The sequence below is a fragment of the Arthrobacter sp. OV608 genome (genome assembly GCA_900110595.1).
In the GTDB taxonomy this organism is placed as follows: Bacteria; Actinomycetota; Actinomycetes; order Actinomycetales; family Micrococcaceae; genus Arthrobacter.
Genome location: FOEZ01000016.1, coordinates 12,930 through 34,228, shown reverse-complemented (window position 1 = coordinate 34,228; position 21,299 = coordinate 12,930). Strand labels below are relative to the sequence as shown.

General features: G+C 65.6%; 18 protein-coding genes, 1 tRNA gene and 1 riboswitch. Of the genes, 14 read left to right on the top strand and 5 right to left on the bottom strand.

The features are described 5' to 3' along the window. Nucleotides 1-47 precede the first annotated feature (47 nt). Nucleotides 48-2,273, bottom strand: coding sequence for a RecQ family ATP-dependent DNA helicase (locus BMX78_RS17690; protein WP_286139111.1), 2,226 nt, complete (start codon nucleotides 2,271-2,273; stop codon nucleotides 48-50). Between the two features lie 153 nt (nucleotides 2,274-2,426). Here BMX78_RS17690 and BMX78_RS17685 point away from each other — a divergent pair, with 153 nt between their 5' ends. From BMX78_RS17685 to BMX78_RS17670, 4 genes are all read left to right on the top strand, one after another. Next, nucleotides 2,427-3,845, top strand: coding sequence for a phosphomannomutase/phosphoglucomutase (locus BMX78_RS17685; RefSeq protein ID WP_091422178.1), 1,419 nt, complete (start codon nucleotides 2,427-2,429; stop codon nucleotides 3,843-3,845). A 7-nt stretch (nucleotides 3,846-3,852) separates the two neighbouring features. Continuing rightward, nucleotides 3,853-4,353 (top strand): hypothetical protein, encoded by a 501-nt coding sequence (locus BMX78_RS17680; protein ID WP_091422176.1) that lies wholly within the window; start codon nucleotides 3,853-3,855, stop codon nucleotides 4,351-4,353. A 15-nt stretch (nucleotides 4,354-4,368) separates the two neighbouring features. Beyond that, nucleotides 4,369-4,818: an RrF2 family transcriptional regulator gene (locus BMX78_RS17675; protein WP_091422173.1), complete on the top strand. Its 450-nt coding sequence runs from the start codon at nucleotides 4,369-4,371 to the stop codon at nucleotides 4,816-4,818. A 174-nt stretch (nucleotides 4,819-4,992) separates the two neighbouring features. After that, entirely contained in the window at nucleotides 4,993-6,153 is a 1,161-nt protein-coding gene (locus BMX78_RS17670) for a globin domain-containing protein (protein ID WP_091422172.1), read from the top strand. A 155-nt stretch (nucleotides 6,154-6,308) separates the two neighbouring features. On the opposite strand, the gene BMX78_RS17665 is transcribed toward BMX78_RS17670, so the two are convergent. Further along, complete coding sequence (locus tag BMX78_RS17665; RefSeq protein ID WP_091422169.1) at nucleotides 6,309-8,135, bottom strand: phosphoenolpyruvate carboxykinase (GTP); 1,827 nt, start codon at nucleotides 8,133-8,135, stop codon at nucleotides 6,309-6,311. A 277-nt stretch (nucleotides 8,136-8,412) separates the two neighbouring features. Between BMX78_RS17665 and BMX78_RS17660 the strand changes: the two genes are divergently transcribed. The 6 genes from BMX78_RS17660 to BMX78_RS17635 all read left to right on the top strand — a co-directional run bounded on the left by BMX78_RS17660 (nucleotide 8,413) and on the right by BMX78_RS17635 (nucleotide 14,324). Continuing rightward, a tRNA-Arg gene (locus BMX78_RS17660) sits at nucleotides 8,413-8,486 on the top strand. Nucleotides 8,487-8,619: 133 nt separating this feature from the next. Beyond that, nucleotides 8,620-10,074 carry a dihydrolipoyl dehydrogenase family protein gene (locus BMX78_RS17655; protein WP_091422166.1) on the top strand — a complete coding sequence of 485 codons (1,455 nt, stop codon included), beginning with the start codon at nucleotides 8,620-8,622 and terminating at the stop codon, nucleotides 10,072-10,074. Between the two features lie 65 nt (nucleotides 10,075-10,139). Further along, on the top strand, nucleotides 10,140-10,886 hold the full coding sequence (locus BMX78_RS17650) for a sugar ABC transporter ATP-binding protein (RefSeq protein ID WP_286139109.1): 747 nt from the start codon (nucleotides 10,140-10,142) through the stop codon (nucleotides 10,884-10,886). After that, the gene (locus tag BMX78_RS17645; RefSeq protein WP_091422163.1) at nucleotides 10,883-12,919 is read left to right on the top strand and encodes a YhgE/Pip domain-containing protein; all 2,037 of its coding nucleotides are present in this window, start codon (nucleotides 10,883-10,885) and stop codon (nucleotides 12,917-12,919) included. Before BMX78_RS17650 ends, BMX78_RS17645 begins: the two co-directional genes overlap by 4 nt. Further along, a complete protein-coding gene (locus BMX78_RS17640; RefSeq protein ID WP_091422158.1) occupies nucleotides 12,916-13,596 on the top strand; it encodes a TetR/AcrR family transcriptional regulator in 681 nt (226 codons plus the stop codon). Before BMX78_RS17645 ends, BMX78_RS17640 begins: the two co-directional genes overlap by 4 nt. Nucleotides 13,597-13,613: 17 nt before the next feature. Continuing rightward, complete coding sequence (locus tag BMX78_RS17635; protein ID WP_091422154.1) at nucleotides 13,614-14,324, top strand: hypothetical protein; 711 nt, start codon at nucleotides 13,614-13,616, stop codon at nucleotides 14,322-14,324. A 6-nt stretch (nucleotides 14,325-14,330) separates the two neighbouring features. Here BMX78_RS17635 and BMX78_RS17630 read toward each other — a convergent pair whose 3' ends face one another. Then, nucleotides 14,331-14,858 carry a SixA phosphatase family protein gene (locus tag BMX78_RS17630; RefSeq protein ID WP_091422151.1) on the bottom strand — a complete coding sequence of 176 codons (528 nt, stop codon included), beginning with the start codon at nucleotides 14,856-14,858 and terminating at the stop codon, nucleotides 14,331-14,333. A gap of 383 nt (nucleotides 14,859-15,241) precedes the next feature. Then, nucleotides 15,242-16,108, bottom strand: a complete 867-nt coding sequence (locus tag BMX78_RS17625; RefSeq protein ID WP_091422146.1) for a winged helix-turn-helix domain-containing protein — start codon at nucleotides 16,106-16,108, stop codon at nucleotides 15,242-15,244. A 689-nt stretch (nucleotides 16,109-16,797) separates the two neighbouring features. On the opposite strand from BMX78_RS17625, the gene BMX78_RS17620 reads away from it, so the two are divergent. The 4 genes from BMX78_RS17620 to BMX78_RS17600 all read left to right on the top strand — a co-directional run bounded on the left by BMX78_RS17620 (nucleotide 16,798) and on the right by BMX78_RS17600 (nucleotide 20,616). Further along, nucleotides 16,798-17,538 carry a response regulator transcription factor gene (locus BMX78_RS17620; RefSeq protein WP_091422144.1) on the top strand — a complete coding sequence of 247 codons (741 nt, stop codon included), beginning with the start codon at nucleotides 16,798-16,800 and terminating at the stop codon, nucleotides 17,536-17,538. A gap of 5 nt (nucleotides 17,539-17,543) precedes the next feature. Next, nucleotides 17,544-19,046, top strand: coding sequence for a HAMP domain-containing sensor histidine kinase (locus tag BMX78_RS17615; protein WP_091422140.1), 1,503 nt, complete (start codon nucleotides 17,544-17,546; stop codon nucleotides 19,044-19,046). A gap of 118 nt (nucleotides 19,047-19,164) precedes the next feature. Beyond that, a riboswitch (cyclic di-AMP (ydaO/yuaA leader) is annotated at nucleotides 19,165-19,325 on the top strand. 5 nt (nucleotides 19,326-19,330) lie between these two features. Beyond that, nucleotides 19,331-20,080: an aggregation-promoting factor C-terminal-like domain-containing protein gene (locus BMX78_RS23185; RefSeq protein WP_170850864.1), complete on the top strand. Its 750-nt coding sequence runs from the start codon at nucleotides 19,331-19,333 to the stop codon at nucleotides 20,078-20,080. 92 nt (nucleotides 20,081-20,172) lie between these two features. Next, complete coding sequence (locus tag BMX78_RS17600; protein WP_091422128.1) at nucleotides 20,173-20,616, top strand: YdeI/OmpD-associated family protein; 444 nt, start codon at nucleotides 20,173-20,175, stop codon at nucleotides 20,614-20,616. On the opposite strand, the gene BMX78_RS17595 is transcribed toward BMX78_RS17600, so the two are convergent. After that, entirely contained in the window at nucleotides 20,597-21,295 is a 699-nt protein-coding gene (locus BMX78_RS17595; protein ID WP_091422125.1) for an HAD-IA family hydrolase, read from the bottom strand. The two genes, BMX78_RS17600 and BMX78_RS17595, sit on opposite strands and share 20 nt — an antisense overlap. Nucleotides 21,296-21,299 lie beyond the last annotated feature (4 nt).

Genomic DNA, 21,299 nt, shown 5'->3' with positions numbered 1-21,299 from the left:
GTAATAACAGCCGGCCCTTACCCGGCCCCGGCACATCAGCCCTTGGGTCAACCCGCCTGGGCCAGCACGAGCGGAAGGACAGCTCCCGCACCCGCTTGCCGAAGGGCGCGGCCGGCGACCGTCAAGGTCCACCGACTGTCCGCCAGGTCATCAATCAGCATCACGGCCTGGCCGTTGAGGCCGCCGAGCGCAGCCTCAAGCTCGGGCCCCGGCACTAAACGGTCCCAGACGCCCGCCAGTCTGTAGGCGCTGTTGCCGCCGCGGCCCCCAGTGGGACCGCCGTGTGCCAACTCCAGCGCCCCGAGGTAGGGGATCCGCCCGATCTCTGAAATTCCCCGGGCCAGGGATTCCACGAGTTGCGGCTTGCTCCGGGAGGGAATACTGACGATGGCAGCCGGCCTGCCAACGCCACTCCATCCCGGCGTGCGGCTGTCCCCGGCGCCCCACTCTTTCAGGACCTGCACACAGGCCTGAAGCATGCCCGGATCCACCGGCCGGTCCTCAGCTCCCGCGGCAAATAGCTCCCGCAGTGCGCCGCCCCAGCCGAGGTCGGTCAGCCTTGCCAGGACACGGCCTTCCGCGAGCCCCTCCCCCGGCTTGAGCTTTCCCTTGACCGGAACGCCCAGCCGGTCCATACCGCTGGGCCACTGCAAGCGGGCCTCCAGGACGCCGCCTGCGCGGCTGAGCGTCTGGCTGGCTGCCTCCGTAGCAGCCTCCGCGATCTCTGCCGGAAACCACCGGCCGGCGCAGTTGTCGCACCGGCCACAAGGGGCAGCGGTTTCGTCATCGAGGACGGAGGTGATGTATTCCATCCGGCACCCTGCGGTGTCCTGATAGATGACCATGGAGTCCTGCTCGTCCACACGCGCCTCGGCGATCCGCCGGTACCGCTCGGCGTCATAGACCCAGGGCTGCCCGGTGGCCCGCCACCCGCCGCCCACCCGTTCCACGGCGCCGTCAACGGACAGGACCTTGAGCAGCAGTTCCAGCGGAGTACGCCGGAGGTCCACGCGTGCCTCCAGGGCAACCGTGGAGAGCGCCGTTCCGGCGTCACCCAAGGCGGTGAGGACTGCCGCGGCCTTTTCTTCGGACGGCATGGAAGCAGTGGCAAAGTACTGCCAGATGTCCCGGTCCTCCGCGCCCGGCAGCAGCAGGACGTCGGCGTTGGCGGCACCTCGTCCCGCGCGGCCCACCTGCTGGTAGTACGCCACCGGGGACGACGGCGCCCCGAGGTGGACCACAAAACCCAGGTCCGGTTTGTCGAAGCCCATCCCCAGGGCCGAGGTGGCCACCAGGGCTTTGACCTGGTTGTCCTTCAGCAGCTGCTCGGCACGCTCCCTGTCCGCCGGGTCCGTCCGGCCGGTATAGGCCAGCACGTGGTGGCCGGCTTCGGCGAGGAGCCGCGCGGTGTCCTCGGCCGCGGACACGGTAAGGGTATAGATAATGCCGCTGCCGGGAAGATCAGCCAGGTGGGTCAGCAGCCAGCCCAGGCGTTGCTTCGAGTCCGGCAAGGACAGGACACCCATCCGCAGGGAGTCACGTCCCAGGGAACCGCGGATGGTGAGCACCCCGTCCCCCAGCTGCTCCTCGATGTCATGGACCACCCGTGAGTTGGCCGTGGCCGTGGTGGCGAGCACCGGAACGGAATCCGGTAGTTGGGTGATCAGGTCCGCGATGCGGCGGTAGTCAGGGCGGAAGTCGTGGCCCCAGTCGGAAATGCAGTGCGCTTCATCGATCACCAGCAGGCCCGTGCGCCGGATCAGCTCCGGCAGCTGGGTTTCGCGGAAAGAGGGGTTGGTGAGCCGTTCCGGGGAGACCAGCAGGACGTCCACCTGGTCTGTGGCGAGCTGTTCACGAACACTGTCCCACTCCAGCTGGTTGGCGGAGTTGATGGCAACGGCACGCACTCCGGCGCGGGCGGCGGCGGCCACCTGGTCCCGCATCAGTGCCAGGAGCGGCGAGACAATAAGCGTGGGCCCGGCTCCGCGGCGGCGCAGCAGTAGGGACGCCACAAAGTAGACGGCCGATTTGCCCCAGCCGGTGCGTTGGACCACCAAAGCCCTCCGGGCGCCGTCCACCAGCGCCTCGATGGCCTCGAACTGTCCCTCATGGAAGGCAGCTTCCGGATGCCCCACGAGCTCGCGGAGGACCGCCAGTGCTTCGCCGGAGGTTGAGGAAGCAGAAACGGGGGCCCCGGACGGTGCAGCGCCCGGCAAGCCGTCAAAATCCGGGGCAGGCTCTGAAGTTGCTGTTGCGTACTGGTTATCGACCATTGATTCAGTATCCCAGCCGCCCCTGACACCCGGCGCCGGGCAGGGGCGCTATGTGGAAATACGGGGCTGCGGCACCTCTAAGAGCCAGCGTCACGTACCGCGGCTCGACCGGCCCTCCACAGGGACCTCCACCGTCCACGTAAGATAAAGCCCGTGACTAGCGAACAGACAGCGACTTTTGACCTCTCGGCATCCTTCAAGGCGTACGACGTCCGCGGCATCGTGGGCGAGTCGATCACGGCCGAAATCGTCGAAGCCGTGGGGGCCGCGTTTGTGGACATCCTGCAGCTCCAGGGACAGACCATCCTGGTGGGCGGCGACATGCGCCCTTCGTCCCCCGAGTTCAGCAAGGCGTTCGCCAATGGTGCAGCAGCCCGCGGCGCCGACGTCGAACTCCTGGACCTGATCTCCACCGATGAGCTCTACTTCGCCTGCGGTTTCTACAACCGTGCCGGTGCCACCTTCACAGCCAGCCACAACCCCGCCGGCTACAACGGCATCAAGATGTCCAAAGCCGGGGCCGTGCCCATCTCCTCCGAAACCGGCCTCAAGGACATCCAGGCGCTCGCCGAGCAGTACCTCAACACCGGCTCCATCCCCGCCGTTGAACAGCGCGGCCAGATCAGCGTCCGCGACGTCCTCAAGGACTATGCCGAGTACCTGCGCAAGCTGGTGGACCTGTCCGGCTCACGCCCCCTGAAAGTAGTGGTGGACGCAGGCAACGGCATGGCCGGCCTGACCACCCCGGCAGTCCTGGGCGACGCCCTGCTCCCCAAGCTGCCCCTGGACATCGTTCCCCTGTACTTCGAGCTTGATGGCTCCTTCCCCAATCACCCCGCCAATCCGCTGGAGCCGGAGAACCTCCGCGACCTGCAGGCAGCAGTGGTGCGTCACGGCGCAGATATCGGCCTGGCCTTCGACGGCGACGCCGACCGCTGCTTCGTCATCGACGAGAAGGGCGAGCCCGTCTCGCCGTCGGCCATTACGGGAATGGTGGCCCGGCGCGAAATTGCCCGCGCCAAGGCCCTGGGCGAAACAACCCCCACCATCATCCACAACCTCCTCACCTCCCGCGCTGTGGCGGAACTGGTGGAGCACGACGGCGGCCGGCCAGTCCGCACGCGCGTCGGCCATTCCTTCATCAAGGCAGTCATGGCAGAGGAAGGGGCGGTGTTCGGCGGAGAGCACTCAGCCCACTTCTACTTCCGTGACTTCTGGAATGCGGACACGGGCATGCTGGCCGCGATGCACGTCCTGGCAGCCCTCGGCGAGCAGGACGGGCCGTTGTCTGAGCTGGGCCGCGAGTACGAACCGTACGTCTCATCCGGTGAAATCAACTCCGAAGTCGAAGACAAGGCGGCAGCCGTGGAGCGGGTACGGCTCGCATTCGAGGGCGAAGACCTCACCATCGACACAATGGACGGCAGCACGTTCACGGCCAACGACGGCAGCTACTGGTTCAACCTGCGTCCGTCCAATACCGAACCGTTCCTCCGGCTCAACGTCGAGGCCACCGACCGCTCCACGATGGAGCGGATCCGCGACCACGTCCTCTCGATCGTCCGGGCCTAGCCGCCGCATGGCCGAGGACAACGGACTGGAGGCCGCACCAGGTACCGGAGGGCAGGCATCCTGGCGCGACTCCGTCCCGGAAAGCACTGCTACGGACCTTGAGAACCTCTTGGGTACGGGTATCAGCGCCGCCCAGGAGCAGCTCCAGCGCAACGGGGGCTTCCTGCCCTTCGCCCTGACGGTGCAGACCGACGGCGAAGTCCGCATGGTTGCCGTCTCGCCCGCGGACGCTGAAGAGGGTTCTGACGGCGACTTCGACGCCGACGGCATGATCAGCGACCTCACCGCGCTGCTGCGGCAGAACCGGGAAGATTTCCGGGCTGCTGCGGTGGTCTGCGACATCCTCCTGGTGGAGGAAGAGTCAGACGCCATCCATGTTGCCACCGAGCACCGCGACGGCCAGGTCTTTGCCGCCGTACTGCCGTACTCTCCCGATGCCGGGAACCGGACGTGGGAGTTCGGCGAACTTGCGGCAGACGCCAGCGAGCCCACCATTTGGGTGGACTAGACCGGGACGTGGCCCATGAAAATCAACGCTTTTGCCGACGTGAGCCTGCGGGCCCTCATGGTGCTGGCCGCCGCTCCCCGCGGCACCCTGCTCACCACACAAAACGTTGCCGACAGTGTGGGGACGCCCTATAACCACGTCAGCAAGGCGATGGCAAAGCTTCGGAACCTCGGGCTGATCGAGGTGGAGCGGGGCCGGACCGGCGGTTCCCGGCTGAGCCATGCCGGACGGATTGCAACGGTGGGACAGATACTCCGGCAACTCGATACCCGGACGGATGCCGCCGAGTGCGTGGCTCCGGGCGGCGATTGCCCGCTGATCAATGAGTGCAAGCTCCGCTCCGCCCTGTCGCGGGCCCGCGAAGCCTTCTACCGCGAGCTCGACAACGTGGTGATCGCGGACCTTCCCGTGTCCCGGCAAATGGACCCCGTCTTCGAAATGATCGGCCTCCGCCCCGGGCTGTAAGCCGCGGGTCCACAGGCTGCCGCGACCCGGAATCTCCCATATTTCGCGACCCACCCGAGTGATTTGATTGCAACTTCTACAGGGTGTAGAACTTGGGATATGAATACACGCATTTTGAATGCTGGTATTCGCTAAGGCCGGACGAAGGCCCCGGCCGCTACCTCAGGAGTTCCTATGCTCTCGGACAAATCCCGCCCTGTCATCGAGGCCACGCTGCCGCTCGTTGGTTCCCGCATCGGCGCCATCACGCCCAAGTTCTACCAGCGGCTCTTCGCCGCGCACCCCGAACTCCTGGATGGGGTTTTCAGCCGCTCCAACCAGCGCTCGGGCAACCAGCAGCAGGCGCTGGCGGGCAGCATCGCGGCCTTCGCCACGCACCTCGTCAACAACCCGGGAACCCTCCCCGAGACGGTCCTGTCCCGCATCGCCCACAGGCACGCTTCACTGGGCATTACGGAGCCGCAGTACCAGGTGGTCTACGAGCACCTGTTCGCGGCCATCGCCGACGACCTGGCGGAGGTCATCACGCCCGAGATCGCAGAAGCCTGGACGGAGGTGTACTGGCTGATGGCAGACGCATTGATCAAGCTTGAGAAGGCGCTGTATGCAGGCCAGGCCAACGACAAGATGTGGATGCCTTGGCGGGTGGCGGCGAAAACTCCCGCTGGTGCCGGGTCCATGACATTCACTCTTGAACCGGCAGACGAAACCCCGGTGACGCCGGCCCTTCCGGGCCAGTACATCAGCGTCAAGGTGGTCCTGCCGGAAGGCCTCCGCCAGGTGCGCCAGTACTCCTTGTCCGGAGAGGCCGGCACCAGCCGCAGCTTCACCACCAAACTGGACGACGGCGGCGAAGTCTCACCAGTACTGCACAACAACGTACAGGTTGGCGACATCCTGGAGATTTCCAACCCCTACGGTGAAATCACCCTCAAGGACGGGGAAGGTCCGGTGGTGCTCGCTTCGGCCGGTATCGGCTGCACCCCCACCGCCTCGATCCTGCGCTCACTGGCAGAGGCCGGCTCCGACCGGCAGGTACTGGTGCTCCATGCGGAAAGCTCGCTGGAGAACTGGGCGCTGCGCAGCCAGATGACGGACGACGTCGAGCGCCTGGACGGAGCCGAGTTGCAGCTGTGGCTGGAACAGCCTGAGGCGGGCGCGCGGGAAGGCTTTATGTCGCTGCGTGAGGTTGACCTGCCGGCCAACGCATCCCTGTACCTGTGCGGCCCGCTGCCCTTTATGAAGAACATCCGCAACGAAGCCATCAATGCGGGCATTCCGGCCACCCAGATCCACTACGAGGTGTTCGGCCCGGACATCTGGCTGGCCGGCTGAGTCCCCACCGCCTCCCTAGCTGGGCCCACGCTACCGAGGGGCCCCAATCGAGCTTGCGAGATTGGGGAGGTAGCGGGGACGACGGCGGCCCCGCACCTTTGCTGGAAAGGTGCGGGGCCGCCGTCGATCTTAAGACGCCGTTGTACTTAAGAGGTTCAGCCCAGGCGGGACTTCAGGCTCGTAAGCTCCGACTGGAGGGCATCCGGCAGGGAGCTGCCGAAGTTCGCGAACCATTCCTCGATGGAGGCAAGTTCGGCAGCCCATTCGGTGGGGTCCACCTTGACGGCTTCCTCCACTTGGGCGGGGGTCATGTCCAGGCCTTCGAGGTCGATGGAGTCACCGGTGGGGACGAAGCCGATGGGTGTCTCCACGGCGTCAGCCTTGCCCTCGAGGCGCTCGATGGCCCACTTCAGGACGCGGGCGTTGTCGCCGAATCCGGGCCAGGCAAAGCCGCCCTCGGAGTTCCGGCGGAACCAGTTGACCAGGAAGATCTTGGGCAGCCGCTCGGGGTTGGCCTTGGCGGACAGGTTGACCCAGTGGTTCAGGTAGTCGCCTGCGTCGTAGCCGATGAAGGGCAGCATGGCCATCGGGTCGCGACGGACCACACCCACGGCACCGGCTGCGGCGGCAGTGGTTTCCGAGGACAGGGTGGCACCCATGAAGATGCCGTTGGACCAGCTGCGTGCCTCGGTGACCAGCGGGATGGTGGTCTTGCGCCGGCCGCCGAACAGGATGGCGGACAGCTCAACCCCGTTGGGGCTGTGGTACTCCTCGGCCAGCATGTCGATCTGGTCGATCGGGGTGCAGAAACGTGAGTTCGGGTGCGCTGCGGGCTTGTCCGAATCCGACGTCCAGGAGTTGCCCTGCCAGTCGGTCAGGTGCGCGGGCACTTCTTCCGTCATGCCCTCCCACCAGACACCGCCGTCGTCGGTCAGTGCCACGTTGGTGAAGATGCTGTTGCCCTTGGCGATGGCACGCATGGCGTTGGGGTTGGTGCCCCAGCCGGTTCCGGGAGCGACGCCGAAGAGGCCTGCTTCGGGGTTGACGGCACGGAGCTCACCTTCCTTGCCGAACCGCATCCAGGTGATGTCGTCACCCAGGGTTTCGACTTTCCAGCCCTTGATGGTGGGGTCGAGCAGGGCAAGGTTGGTCTTGCCGCAGGCGGACGGGAAGGCAGCGGAAACGTAGTACGTCTTCTGTTCCGGCGAGGTGAGCTTGAGGATGAGCATGTGCTCGGCCAGCCAGCCCTCGTCGCGTGCCATGACGGAAGCGATGCGCAGGGCGTAGCACTTCTTGCCCAGGAGAGCGTTGCCGCCGTAGCCCGAGCCGAAGGACCAGATGGACCGCTCCTCGGGGAAGTGGACAATCCACTTGTCCGGGTTGCAGGGCCACGGGACGTCGGCCTGGCCGGCTTCCAGCGGCGCACCCAGGGAGTGCAGGGCGGGAACGAAGAATGCGTTCGTTTCGGTGATGCGGTTCAGGACGTCGGTGCCGATGCGCGCCATGATCCGCATCGAGGCGACAACGTAGGCGCTGTCCGTGATCTCCACGCCGAACTTGGGGTCTTCCGCGTCAAGGTGGCCCATCACGAAGGGAATGACATACATGGTCCGGCCGCGCATGGAACCGGCGAACAGGCCGCGGAGCTTTTCCTTCATCTGTGCCGGGGGCATCCAGTTGTTGGTGAAGCCGGCGTCGTGCTCCTTCTCGGAGCAGATGAAGGTCTGTTCCTCCACACGCGCCACGTCCGCGGGATCGGAGAAGGCGGCAAAGGAGTTGGGGAAGAGGTCCTGGTTGAGCCGGGTCAGCGTTCCGGCGGCCACCAGTTCATCGGTGAGCCGGGTGTTCTCCTCTTCGGAGCCGTCCACCCAGTAGATACGGTCCGGCTGCGTAAGCTCAGCAACCTCCTCGACCCATGCCAGCAGACCGGCATGTGTAGTGGGTGCGTTATCAAGCAGCGGCTTCTGCGCCAGATCGCCCATTGCGGTTCCCTTCCTCGGGTTCATCGGTGTGTGCTAAATGCTATGGTCCGGACCACTGGAGTTTTTTGGACGTATGCTGACGTTTTGGGGCTCTTGAAAAGCACTTCCGCGCGAAATCAAGGAATTTGAGGCGGATTTGGAGTAATTAAGTGACGAAGGTCACCTATACCGGTCTAGTCGCGGAGATTACACGCGCTCCGATTTGGCATCGCGGCCAACCCTCGCGTAAAGTAATTCGAGGTTCAGGGAGAGCGGTTCTTCTCCAGGAACACGAGATGCGCCCATAGCTCAGCTGGATAGAGCGTCTGTCTACGGAACAGAAGGTCAGGGGTTCGAATCCCTTTGGGCGCACAGATAAAAGGTCCGCACCGGTTCGCCGGTGCGGACCTTTTGCTTTGCGCCGGCGCTCCCCTCTGCCTGCACGCGGCCTCGACGCTGCCCCGACGCGGCCTGTATTGTCGGATCCCCGGCGTAGGCTTTCCCCATGATGCCCGAGGCAGTACTGCGTGAGTTCGATGTTGTGGTGATCGGCGCCGGCGCCGTGGGGGAAAACGTGGCGGACCGGGTGGTCCAGGGTGGCCTCACAGCGGTAGTAGTGGAGGCGGAACTGGTGGGCGGCGAGTGCTCCTACTGGGCCTGCATGCCGTCAAAGGCCTTGCTCCGTCCCGGCACAGCGCTCCATGGGGCCCAGACGTTACCGGGGGCCAAGGAAGCCGTCACCCGCACCCTCGATGCTGCAGCCGTTCTCAAATACCGGGATTACATGACGTCCAATTGGCAGGATGACGGCCAGGTGAAGTGGTTGGACGATACGGGCATTGAGCTCATCCGCGGCCACGCCTGGCTCACGGCGCCCAAATCAGTAGAGGTGGCCGGACTGGACGGCAACTCCTACGAACTCCAGGCACGTCATGCGGTGGTGCTGGCCACCGGCTCCGCACCCAACACTCCCCCCATCAAGGGACTTCAGGACGTGCAGGTGTGGGGAACCCGGGAAGCTACCTCCGCCAAGGATGTTCCGGGCCGCCTCGTAGTGCTCGGCGGCGGCGTCGCGGGCACGGAACTGGCGCAGGCCTTTGCCCGGCTCGGTTCCACGGTGACGCTGGTGGCGCGCAGCGGGCTGCTGAAGAACTTCCCGGCGGAGGCTGCGAGCCTTGTAGCAGCAGGGCTGCGTGCGGACGGCGTGGAGATCCGGCTCAACACCTCCACAGACAGCATCAGCGAGAACGACGACGGCACCTTCAGGCTGCAATTCGCCGACGGTTCCAGCGTGGCAGCGGACCAGGTCCTGGTGGCCACAGGCCGCCATCCGGCCCTGGAAGGGCTGGGGCTGGAGAGTGTGGGCTTTGAGCCTGACGAAGCCGGCCACCTGAAGCTCACCACTGATAATTCCGGACTGGTCGACGGGGCTCCCGGAGCCGAACCGTGGCTCTATGCCGTGGGTGATGCTGCCGGCAAGAACCTGTACACCCACCAGGGCAAGTACGAGGCAAGGGCCACCGGAGACGCCATCGCCGCTCGCGCCAAGGGGGAATTGTCCGGCGCCGCCGCGGACTGGAGCCGCTTCGCCCAGACCGCCAACGAGCACGCCGTACCCGGCGTTGTCTTCACCGACCCCGAACTCGCTGCCGTGGGCCGCACCCTGGAAGCTGCGCAGAAGGACGGCTACAACGCTTCCTCGGTGGAACTTCCCATCCAGGTGGCCGGATCCTCACTGCATTCCGAAAACTATGAGGGCTGGGCCCAGCTGGTCATTGACGAGGACCGGAAGGTCCTGCTCGGAGCCACCTTCGCCGGGCCGGATGTAGCGGAGCTCCTGCACGCGGCAACCATCGCGGTGGTGGGCGGGGTGCCGCTGGACCGGCTGTGGCATGCCGTTCCTTCCTACCCCACCGTCAGCGAGGTCTGGCTGCGCCTGCTGGAAAAGTACGGGCTTTGAGCTATTTGAACTGACCGGTCAGTTTAGATACACTGGATGGAGCAACCGTCTGTGAAAGGCTCTCCTTGCTCTCAGCTCAACAGCTCCATGTCCGCGGCCGCCGCGACCCCCTGCTTCCGGATACATCGCTCCATGTCCAAAGGGGCGAACTGATCCTCGTTTCCGGGGAACGGCAGGACCAGCGCACCGCCCTGGCACTGGTACTCAGCGGACGGATGAAACCCACCGGCGGCAGCATCAGCTGGGACGGAAACGGCGGAACCAGGCGTGTGCGGATGGCCAGCGCTCTTGTCGATGCCCCCGGCGTCAATGAGCCCGAGCGCCACCTCAGCGTGCGTGACCTGGTGACCGAGGACCTGGCACTGATTCCCCGGCGTTACCGGGGCGCCCTGCTCAGCAACCCGTGGCTCAAAGTGAACAGCTTCGAGGACATCGCGGACCTGTGGATCGAGCAGCTGGACCCCTTGCGCAGGCTGGAACTCCTGACGGCCCTGGCGCTGGCCAACCCGCACACTGACCTGCTCGTGGTCGACTCCCCCGACCGGCACACCGCAGACACCGCCAATTGGCTCCCTCGCCTTGAGCAGCTGGCGTCCGACGCCGGGAGGCCGCTGGCCGTTGTGGCCACCGTAGCCGCCCTGCCGCCGTCGTGGTCCGGCTCTTTCGCCAGCATCGGCAACGCGGAAACCCACGCAGAAGCGCTGCGGGAGGAAACCGTGGCGCCCGCAGAACAGAACAACACAAGCCCTGCAGTGCCGCAGGGCCACGTGGTTGCCCGGGACATTGAATTCGAGATCGAGGATGCCAAGTGACTGTACTGCGGCTGGCCCGCTCAGAACTGAAGCGGATGACCGGGGGGCTGCTGCCCAAGCTGACCATCCTCGCCCTCACCATGGTTCCCCTGCTGTACGGCGCCGTATACCTCTACGCCAACTGGGATCCTTACGGCAACCTGGACCAGATCGACGCGGCCCTGGTGGTGGAGGACGCCGGCGCCACCGCCAGCGACGGCACCGGACTCCAGGCCGGCACGAAGGTGGCCGACAGCCTCGTGGAGGGCAATGTTTTCCATTGGATCCCGGTGTCCAGCGGGCAGGAGGCCGATGCGGGAGTCAGCAGCGGCAAGTACGCCTTCGCGCTGAAAATTCCGGAGGACTTTTCCGCCCACCTCGTGTCCCCCGGCAGCTTTGATTCCGCCAGCCAGGCCATGCTGAACGTCACCACCAACGATGCCAACAACTACCTGCTGAGCACCATCGTGGACAAGCTGACCACCTCCGTGCACAGCACTGTTGCCGCAGACGTTGGCGAAGAGACCGCCAACCAGCTGCTCACCGGCTTTGGCACCATCCACACCCAGATGGTCAAAGCGGCAGACGGCGCAGGCCAGGTTGCCAACGGCGTAGCTGCCCTCCGGGACGGAACCGCCACCCTGCACGAGGGAACCACAAGCCTGGCCAGCGGGGCCGACGAGCTCTACGCGGGCCAGCTCAAGCTGCGCGACGGAGCCAACCAGCTGACCGACGGCGCAGGCCAGCTGAGCAGCGGGTTGTCCGTCCTCAAGGACAAGACGGCAACGTTGCCCAGCGACACGCAGACGCTGGCAGCCGGTGCCGCGCAGGTGGCCGCCGGAAACGCGCAGCTGAATACCAAGGTCCAGGACGTCGCAACGCAGCTGGAGGCAGCTGACCAAGGCCTCCGCACCCGCGTGGTGGAGTCAAACAACAGACTCATTGCCTCCGGCGTACTCACCCAGGCCCAGGCGGACAGCATCCTGGCCGATTTCGACGCCGTGGCTGCCTCGAACCCTGTAACGGCCGCAAAGGCAAAGGTCCAAACGGACGCTGCCCAGATCCAGCAACTGGCGGACGGTTCCGAGGCCGTCAGCGTGGGCGCGGCCCAGCTTGCCGCAGCCACCCCGGCATTGAAGGAAGCCATAGGGCAGGCCTCAGGGGGCGCCGACCAGCTCCACACCGGGGCGGCAGCGCTGGCCACCGGCGAGCAGGCGGCCGTGGACGGCGCCGCCGCCTTGGACCAGGGGGCCCACAAGGTGGACGACGGCGCGGCACAGCTCGAACAGGGGGCGGGCACAGCCGCTGACGGCTCGAGGACCCTGGCGGACGAAATCGGCAAGGGTGCGGGGCAGGTTCCCAACCCTGACGATGAACAGAAGAGCAACCTGTCCCGGGTGATCGCGGATCCGGTGGCCGTCAGCAACGTGTCGCAGGCGAAGGCAGGATCCTACGGCGCCGGGCTGGCCCCCTTCTTCCTCACCCTTGCCCTGTGGATCGGCGTCTTTATGCTGGTCCAGGCCATGCGGCCCCTCACCCAGCGGGCGCTGGCCTCCAACGCCGGGTCGTGGAAGATCGCCCTGGGCGGCTGGCTGCCCTTCTTCGCGGTCTCCGTTGTGCAGGCCACCCTCCTCACCCTGGTGGTTAACCTCGCACTGGGCCTGCATGCCGCACACCCGGTCCTGATGTGGCTCTTTATGCTGGCGGCGGCCATGGCCTTCAGCGCGATCATCCAGGGAATCGTGGCGCTGCTTGGTTCCCCCGGAAAACTGGTGGTCCTGATCCTGCTGGTGCTGCAGCTGGTTTCCTCGGGCGGCACGTTCCCTTGGCAGACAACTCCGCAGCCACTGCACGTGGTGCATGAGATCCTGCCCATGGGCTATGTGGTGACGGGGATGCGGCACCTGATCTATGGTGCCGACCTGTCGATGATCCTCCCCACCGTCCTGGGGCTGCTGGGTTACACGGCATTGGGCCTGGCCATGTCCACGCTTGCAGTCCGAAAGGGCAAGCTCTGGACACTGAAGACGCTCCAACCGGAGATCGCGGTATGACTTCCATGCAGCCGGAGTCGGCGGCCCGGGAGGAAGCCGAACCGGGAGCTGCGAAAAAACTGCGTCCCGCCCGGACCACAGCCACCCGGCAGAAGCTCTTCGACGCCTCGATGGAACTGATCGGTGAGCGCGGGGCGGCGGGTGTGACCGTTGATGAAATTGCCGCAGCGGCAGGCGTTTCCAAGGGAACGGTCTACTACAACTTCGGCAGCAAATCGGACCTCATCGCCCAGCTCCTGCGGCACGGCGTCGATATCCTCAAAGGCCGCCTGCTGGGCGCGCCGGAAGAGGCGGATACAGCGGCTGGCGATCCCCTGCTGGCCATGGAAGCCATGATTGGCCAGGCCATGGATTTCATGGCGGAATACCCTTCCTTCGCCCGCCTGTGGGTCAGCGAAAACTGGCGGACGCCCAGCGAATGGCAGGGAACCTTCACCCTCCTGCGCGCTGAACTCCTGCAGGTCATCGGCGAGGCAGTGGAAAGGGTGGCCAGGGTCTACCCGGTGGATCCATCAGTCTCGCGCGGCAGCCTGGAGACAGCCATCTTTGGCGCCTGCTTTGTGGTGGGGCTGGACCGGCAGACGTACAACCCGGAACGGACCCGTGACCAAAGCGTTGCGGCAATCATGGCCATCATGCGCGGCTACGTGCTGAGGGAGACCCCGCCTCGGGGATGATGGTGCATATGCGTCATATGGGGAACAGCGGAAAGTTTGCGGTCATCTGTGGCCTCGTGGCTGCGGGGCTCCTGGTCCTGACAGGCATGACGCTGGCCGAGCCTGTTTTCCTGGCATTCCTTGGAATGCTGGCCCTGGCCTACCTTGCCTGCATCATGGAGGTCCTCCGGCGGCGGCGGTATGTGATGCTGGCGATCGCCGGCCTGTCCACGAGCCTGGCTCTTGCGGGGTCGCTAGCTTTCCTGAGCACGTGGGGGCTGGCGTTCACCGATGAATCTTCGATTTTTGGTACCCCGCTTCCCACGGACGACCCCGACAACTACTTCTTCCTGGCCGCCCTCTCGCTGTTGACGGCCCTTGCCGCACTGTTCCTCGGCGCGGCGTGGCCGGGACGCCATCGTCCGCCCGGGCGGGCTGCTTCCGCACGGGCCTCCTCCCGGCCCGCAATCGGTGCGCGCGCACAGGCGCCTGCCCGGCGCCAGGGCGCGGCAGGAACAGCGCCGCCACGCACCTCCTCTGCGGGACGCACCCCTGTGCGGCAGCCGACGTCGTCCGCCCGGCAGGTGCCCCAGCGACAAAGCGCCGCAAAGCAGAGTTCCACGCGGCAGAGTTCCACTCGGCTGGGCGCGGGCGGTCAGGGTGCTGGTGGTCAGGGTGCTGGTGGTCAGAGTGCGGCGCGGCAGGGATCTGTGCCGCAGCCGGTGCGGCGTCCTGCCCCGAAGAAGTAACCGTCCTCAGTGCGCCCGCGGCACCTTGAATTTTGTGATCCGCGCGTCCTGGCCGTCCAGCTCCGCCCACGATTTCTCGGTTTCGAGGACGGTGAGCGCGCTGGTGGGGAACCTTGTGGCGGCGTCCATGTAGGCGTCGTGATCGGAGTCGCGTGAGGCCAGGTGCATGGCAAGGTCCTGCACGCCAGGCAGGTGTGCGATCAGCATCAGTGTGGTGACAGTGTCCGGTACATGATTGACCACGGTGAGCATTCGGAGCGCAGAAGCCGCATACAGTCCGTCCTCGAGTTTGGGCGTGGGCGCCTTGTCCCCCAGCTCGGAGCATACCCAGGTGCAGGTTTGCCGGGTGCGGAGGGCGCTGGAGCACAGGATGAAGTCGGGAACGATGTTGTGCTTGAGCAGCCAGCGCCCGGCCAGAGGTGCCTCACGATGGCCCCGTTCTTCCAGGGGGCGCTCGTGGTCAGCAACCCCGCCCGGCCAGTCCGCCTTTGCATGGCGCATAATCACAAGGCGTCGAAGATGGTGCTCACTCATGGCCCAAGCCTATAGCCCGCAAAACCAGCCCCGGCCCATCCAAACAAGCGTCACGCCAAGCACGCATTTGGCAGCCAAGGCGAGCAAGATCCGCGCCGCATCAGGCCTCAGCCAAGATCAAGCCCACAAAAGCATGCTCGTGGTGACACGCGACCAGCCTTAAACCAGCCGCGGAGGCCAAATGCTCGGAGAGCCTGGGTAAATGCCAAAGGCGGCACATCCCGAAAGCGCCGTTGTCGCTGGGCCCACGCCGCCCGGGTTCCCTGGCCGAGCTTGCGAGGCGAGGGAGGCGGTGGGGCGGAACGAGCGCAGGCGCCGAAGGATCGTGCCGCGAAAGCGAAAGCGCCCTCCACAGAGGGAGAGCGCCTCCGTGCCGCTAGAGGCTAGATCGAGTATTCCGGAGCGGCCCAGACAACAACCTCGGGGTGCTCGTAGAACCGGTAGCCCTGGCCGCGGACGGTGCGCACGGTGTTGGCGAGCCGGCCAAGCTTGGAGCGGAGGCGGCGGATGTGGACGTCGATGGTGCGCTCGTTGGGCACTTCTTCGGCGTTGCGCCACAGGCCTTCAAGCAGCTCGTCGCGGCCCACGGTACGGGTGCCGTTCTCCACGAGGTAGTTCAGGAGCTCGAACTCTTTGAAGGTCAGGTTCAGGGATTCGCCGTCGAGGTGCACTTCGCGGCGGGCAAGGTCGATCAGGACGCCGGAGGGGCGCGGTTCCTGCGGCTGCTGCGGCCGGGGGGTTTCGGTGCGCTGCCGGGTGTTGACGGTGGGGTCACCGAAGGTGGAACGGACGACGTCGAGCGCTGAGCCGGGCGTTCCGGCGGGGGCCACTGCAACCGCGGCGTAGCTCTCGGCACCGGATACCAGGGACTGGGCGTAGGCGCGGATCTCCTGGGCGAGCTTGGCGATGGAGGTACCTGCGGCGGCAGCGGTTTCCTCGTCGATGCCCATGTAGAGGACGAAGCCGCGGGCAACATTGTCGTTGGCGACCGGACGGACCGTGTTGGGTCCGGCCACGACGGGCGTGGGAGCGGTCACCGGCGCGGACTCGGCCGGGGTTACTGCGCGGAGCTGGCCGTAAGAGTTGGGGTTGTAGCCCTGGGGTGCGTAGCCAGAGGCGGGGAAGCTGCTTCCGGGAGCTGAGGGTGCGAGCGATGGGCGCGGCGCGAAGCCGGGGCGGAGGCCGGAGGGCTGGCCGGCCTTGGCGGCGTTACGGACAGAAATGTGGACGTATCCGGATGCAACTGACATGGATGCTTACCTCAATGTGAATGGCCGTCATCACGGCTCGAATGCTGGGTTCCCCGCACTGAAAACTGGGGAGGGACGCCCGACGCTGGGCTGGGGGGCGAATGCCTGGAGAACTTCGAGGGGTGGGAAGGTCAGGCGTACATTCGACAACAGCGCATGTCGGCAGCAGCGGATGTGCTGGGCCAATAGTCTGCGGCTGCAGGTGCTGTTGAGTTCTTGTTCACAATGAGAGTGTGCAGCGTAACAATGCTAACTTGCAAGTAACAATGGACCGATCAGTCCGCATTATGAGACAAAATCCGCCTTTGTGGTGTAGATCACGATTCTGGCGTGCTGGCAGAACGTCATTCATTATCCAGCTCCGAGTCCCCTAGCTGCCGTTTTAAGGAACTTAATTCGGGTCGGCGTCCGCTTTGCCCCCTTTTGTTCAAGTGCATGTGGAATACCAAAATCGGCAGGCCGGCGATGGTTCTTGTCCAGCGGCGCGCCGTCCCCGCGAAGAAAATTTGTCCGATCTTTCCAGGGACGACCCGGGAATACCTCCAAAGAAGAGTTTCAAAGTCTCTGCCCGCCCCACTCACTGTCCTGCCGCAGCATCACTTCCACATCCAGGTGGCTAGGCTGGGATTCACAGCCGGGACACAGGAATCCCAAAGCCCCGGCTCAACGAGTGATCGGAGAGTTGTCCCATGGCCACACCGCACTCCATGACAAACAACCTTCCCCAGCTCTCCCACCCCGACGGATCCCCCATCCGCGCGCTGGTGGTCGATGACGAGCCGAGCCTCTCAGAACTCATGAGCATGGGCCTGCGCATGGCCGGCTGGTCTGTTGCTGTGGCAGCGGACGGGCCGGAAGCAGTGAAGCTTGCCAAGGACTTCCGCCCGGACGTCCTGGTCCTGGACGTTATGCTGCCCGGATTCGACGGCGTTGAGCTGCTGGGAAGGATCCGCACCTTCGCTCCCGAGGTCCCGGCACTGTTCCTGACGGCCAAGGACGCAGTGCAGGACCGGATCGTGGGCCTGGCAGCCGGCGGAGACGATTACGTCACCAAGCCGTTCAGCATGGAGGAAGTCCTCCTGCGGCTGCACCGCCTGGTCCAGCGTTCCGGGGTGGCCGCCATGGATACGGCTGAGCTGGTGGTGGGCGACCTCGTCCTGAACGTCGACACCCGCGAGGTGAGCCGGGCGGGCGAGGAACTCCAGCTCACGGCCACCCAATTCGAATTGCTCCGTTACCTGATGGAAAACCCCAAGCGGGTCATCAGCAAGGCGCAGATCCTGGACCGGGTCTGGGATTACGACTTCGGTGGCCAGGCCAACATCGTGGAGCTGTACATCTCCTACCTGCGCAAGAAGGTGGATGCGGTGCATCCGCCCATGATCCACACGGTGCGCGGGGCCGGATACGTCATCAAGCCAGCGGAGTAGGCGCCATGGCCTTACAACAGGCTGCGTCCCAGCGGCGGAGCTGGCTGAAGCCGAACACCTGGCACCTGCGCACCCGCCTCATCCTCCTTGCCATGACACTGCTGATCTCCATTTGCGGCGCGGTGGGTGTGGTCAGCTACGCCTCCATGGACGCGTTCCTCACCCGCCAGCTTGATGACCAGCTCAGCCAGGCGGCGGAGCGGTCGAACGATCCGGGCCGGCCTCCCATGGGCGGCTTCAAAGGCCGGGATCCACTGGACGCGCGCGGCCAGAGTGTGGGCACCCTGAACGCCCGCATCCTCAACGGACAAGTCAACAGCGCCGGGTTCCTGGCCTCGGACACCACCCGCTCGCCACTGTCCGCCGAGGACAAGCAGGCCCTGCTGGCTTTGGCCACAGATGCACAGCCGGTGGACCGTTCCCTCTCCAACGGCGACTACCGGATGACAGCCGCGAAGACGGACTTCGGCGACGTGTTGGTGACCGGGCTCCCCCTCGCTGGCAAGGAAAGTACGCTCGCTTCCCTCGTCTGGACCTTTGTGTTCGTATCCCTGGGCGGCCTGCTGCTCATCGGCCTGACAGGAACAGTGCTGATCCGGCGCACTATGAAGCCCCTCGAGCAGCTGTCAGAGGTGGCCACGCGCGTTTCGCAGCTGCCGCTGGACGCCGGCGAGGTGGCACTCGCGGTGCGCGTGCCGCCGTCGAACTCCAATCCGGGAACAGAAGTGGGCAGAGTGGGCCACGCGCTCAACCTCATGCTGGACAACGTGGCCAACGCGCTGCAGGCGCGGCAGAAGAGCGAAACCAAGGTGCGGCAGTTTGTGGCTGATGCCTCGCACGAGCTGCGCACTCCCCTCACGGCCATCCGCGGTTACACAGAGTTGATGCGGATGACCGAGAACTTCACCCCCGACGGCGAAAAGTCGCTGGCGCGCGTGCAGAGCCAGTCTGAGCGCATGACCGCCCTGGTGGAAGACCTGCTGCTGCTGGCCCGGCTCGATGAGGGCCAGCCGCTCAAGCTCAGCGAGGTGGACCTCACGCAGCTGGTGATCGAGGGCGTCAGCGACGAAAAGGTGATGGCCCCCGGCCACAACTGGCGGCTGGAGCTTCCCGAGGAGCCCGTGGTGGTCAACGGCGACGCCTCTCAGCTGCGCCAGGTCCTGATGAACCTGCTCTCCAACGCACGCAAACACACTCCCGCCGGAACCACTGTGGTCACCGGGGTGCGCACGTCCTCGCAGGGTGCGGCGGTAGTAACGGTATCGGACGACGGCGGCGGGATCCCGGCAGAGTTCGTGGACCACGTCTTCTCGCGCTTCGCCCGCGCAGACGCGGCCCGGAAGGGCGCGTCCGGCCAGTCCGGTGCCGCCGTTGCCGAAGGCACCAGCGGGCTGGGCCTGTCCATCGTGGAATCCATCGTCGAGGCCCACGGCGGCAGGGTAACGGTGACGTCACAGCCAGGGCGGACCCAGTTCGCCCTGCACCTCCCCCTTCATTCGCTTTCGTAGCAAAGCGACGCGCCGCCGTCGTGATCTCTGTTACCAAAATGTGACTTAAGCGTCGGACTCCTGTACCGTCGATTGGGTGAGGTTCCTGATCGGGAACCCATATCCGGATGACGCCAAGCTCTGCCGCTTCCCGGATTCCGCTTGAGCAACGGCAGAGGCGGGGGACCCACCGTCCCGGGCAATGAGTGCCCTTGGGGTTAAGCACGCACGTGTATTTTCCGTGCGGCCGGATGCCCTCATCCGAACCCGACAGCTAACTCCGCAGGTGTGAGAGGCGATTCATCATGTCCAAATTCCTGGTTAAACCGCGCCCGAAATCCGGGTCTGCACCCCACGCCGGACGCAAAGCCGGCAAGTTTCCCTTCATCGGCAAGCGCGCCGCTGTCTTCGCCGCATCCGCTGCACTCCTGGTAGGAGTCGGGGCGGCCGGACAGGCTACCGAGTCAAGCATCAGGGTTGCCGCCACCGAAACCCAGGCCGCCGAGGCCCAGTCCAACCTCAGCATCGAAAAGAGCGAAATCCGGGCCAACCCGGCACCGGCCCCCGCTGCTGAGGAGATTGCGGTGGCCCCGCAGGCGGCAGAGCCCGCACCGGCACCCGCTGCCGAACCGGCACCAGCGCCCGCAGCCGAAGCGGCACCGGCACCGGCTCCCGAGCCGGCCGCGGCTCCTGCTGCCGCTCCTGAGCCGGCCCCCGCACCTGAGCCTGCCCCCGCCGTCGCGGTCAACGACCCCGCCGGCGCCCAGGCTTACGCCGCCGGGCAGCTTGCCAGCTACGGCTGGGCGCCGGACCAGATGCAGTGCCTGGTAACCCTGTGGGACAAGGAATCCGACTGGACCACCACGGCTACAAACGCCAGCAGCGGCGCGTACGGCATCGTCCAGTCCCTGCCTGCTGAAAAGATGGCCAGCGCCGGTCCGGACTACCTGACGAACTACCGTACGCAGATCAACTGGGGCCTGAACTACATCCAGGAGCGCTACCAGTCCCCGTGTGGTGCGCTGAATTTCCACCTCTCCCACAACTGGTACTGAGTCCACAACTGGTACCGAGCACTCGGTGATCAATGCCCCATGGCGCGCGCCGTATCCGTGGGAGTGGCAAAAGGCCCGGCATACTGTGACCCATGAAGTTCACCACCACCATCCAAGGCAGCGGAAACAAGACCGGCATCGAAGTTCCCGATGAGGTCCTCGCGGCCTTGGACGCGGGCAAACGGCCGCCTGTAGTGGTGACCATCAACGGCAGGAGCTACCGCAGCAGCATCGCGGTGATGGGTGGCCAGAACCTCATGTCGCTCAGCGCAGCCAACCGCGAATTCGTTGGCGTTTCGGCTGGGGACACAGTTGACGTGGTCATCGAGCTCGACACCCAACCCCGCGTGGTTGAAGTCCCCGAGGACCTTGCCGCTGCGCTGGCGGCGGAACCGGCTGCCCTGCAGTTTTACGCCACGCTGAGCTACAGCGCCCAGCGACGGTACGTGGAGCCGCTGGCCGACGCCAAGACGCCAGAAACGCGGTCGCGGCGTATCGCCAAGGTGGTAGCCGATCTTAAAGCCGGAAAGAAATGACTGTCCGGCCCGCCTCGTCCTGACTCGTCCGGACGGTGACAGCACTGTAATCCGGAATGTGCAGGACGCCTGCGGGCAGCGGGCCGGTGTTGGGTCCCACGGCCACCGTTCGGATCCCGGCGGCCACCCCTGCGGCGATTCCCGCTGGAGCGTCCTCGAACACCACGGCGTCCGCTGGGTCCACGCCAAGGTTGGCTGCGGCCTTCAGGTATCCCTCCGGATCGGGCTTGCCGCGGGTCACCCGTTCAGCTGTGACTGCTACGGCCGGCATGGGCAGGCCGGCTGCTTCCATTCGGATGCCAGCCAGGACGACGTCGGCGGACGTGACCAGGGCGACGGCGTCCGCCGGCAGGGCTGACAGCAACCGGGCAGCACCGGGCAGGGCCACAATCCCTTCGGTCCGGACCCGTTCCATCGCCCCGAGTTCGGCCGTCAGTGCCGGCACGTCAGCACCCGCAGGAGCAAACCGGGTGACAGTATCGCGTGCCTGGACACCGTGCGAGGTGCGGAGAATCTCCTCCAAGTCCAGCCCGTAGCGCGCGGCGAATTCACCCCAGACCTGCTCCACCACCGCAGTGGAATCCACCAAGGTGCCGTCCATGTCAAAGAGCACGGCGCGGCACGTCAGGTTCCGGGTTCCAGTAGGGATGGAGGTTCCGGCAGGGGTGGAGGCAGTCATGGTC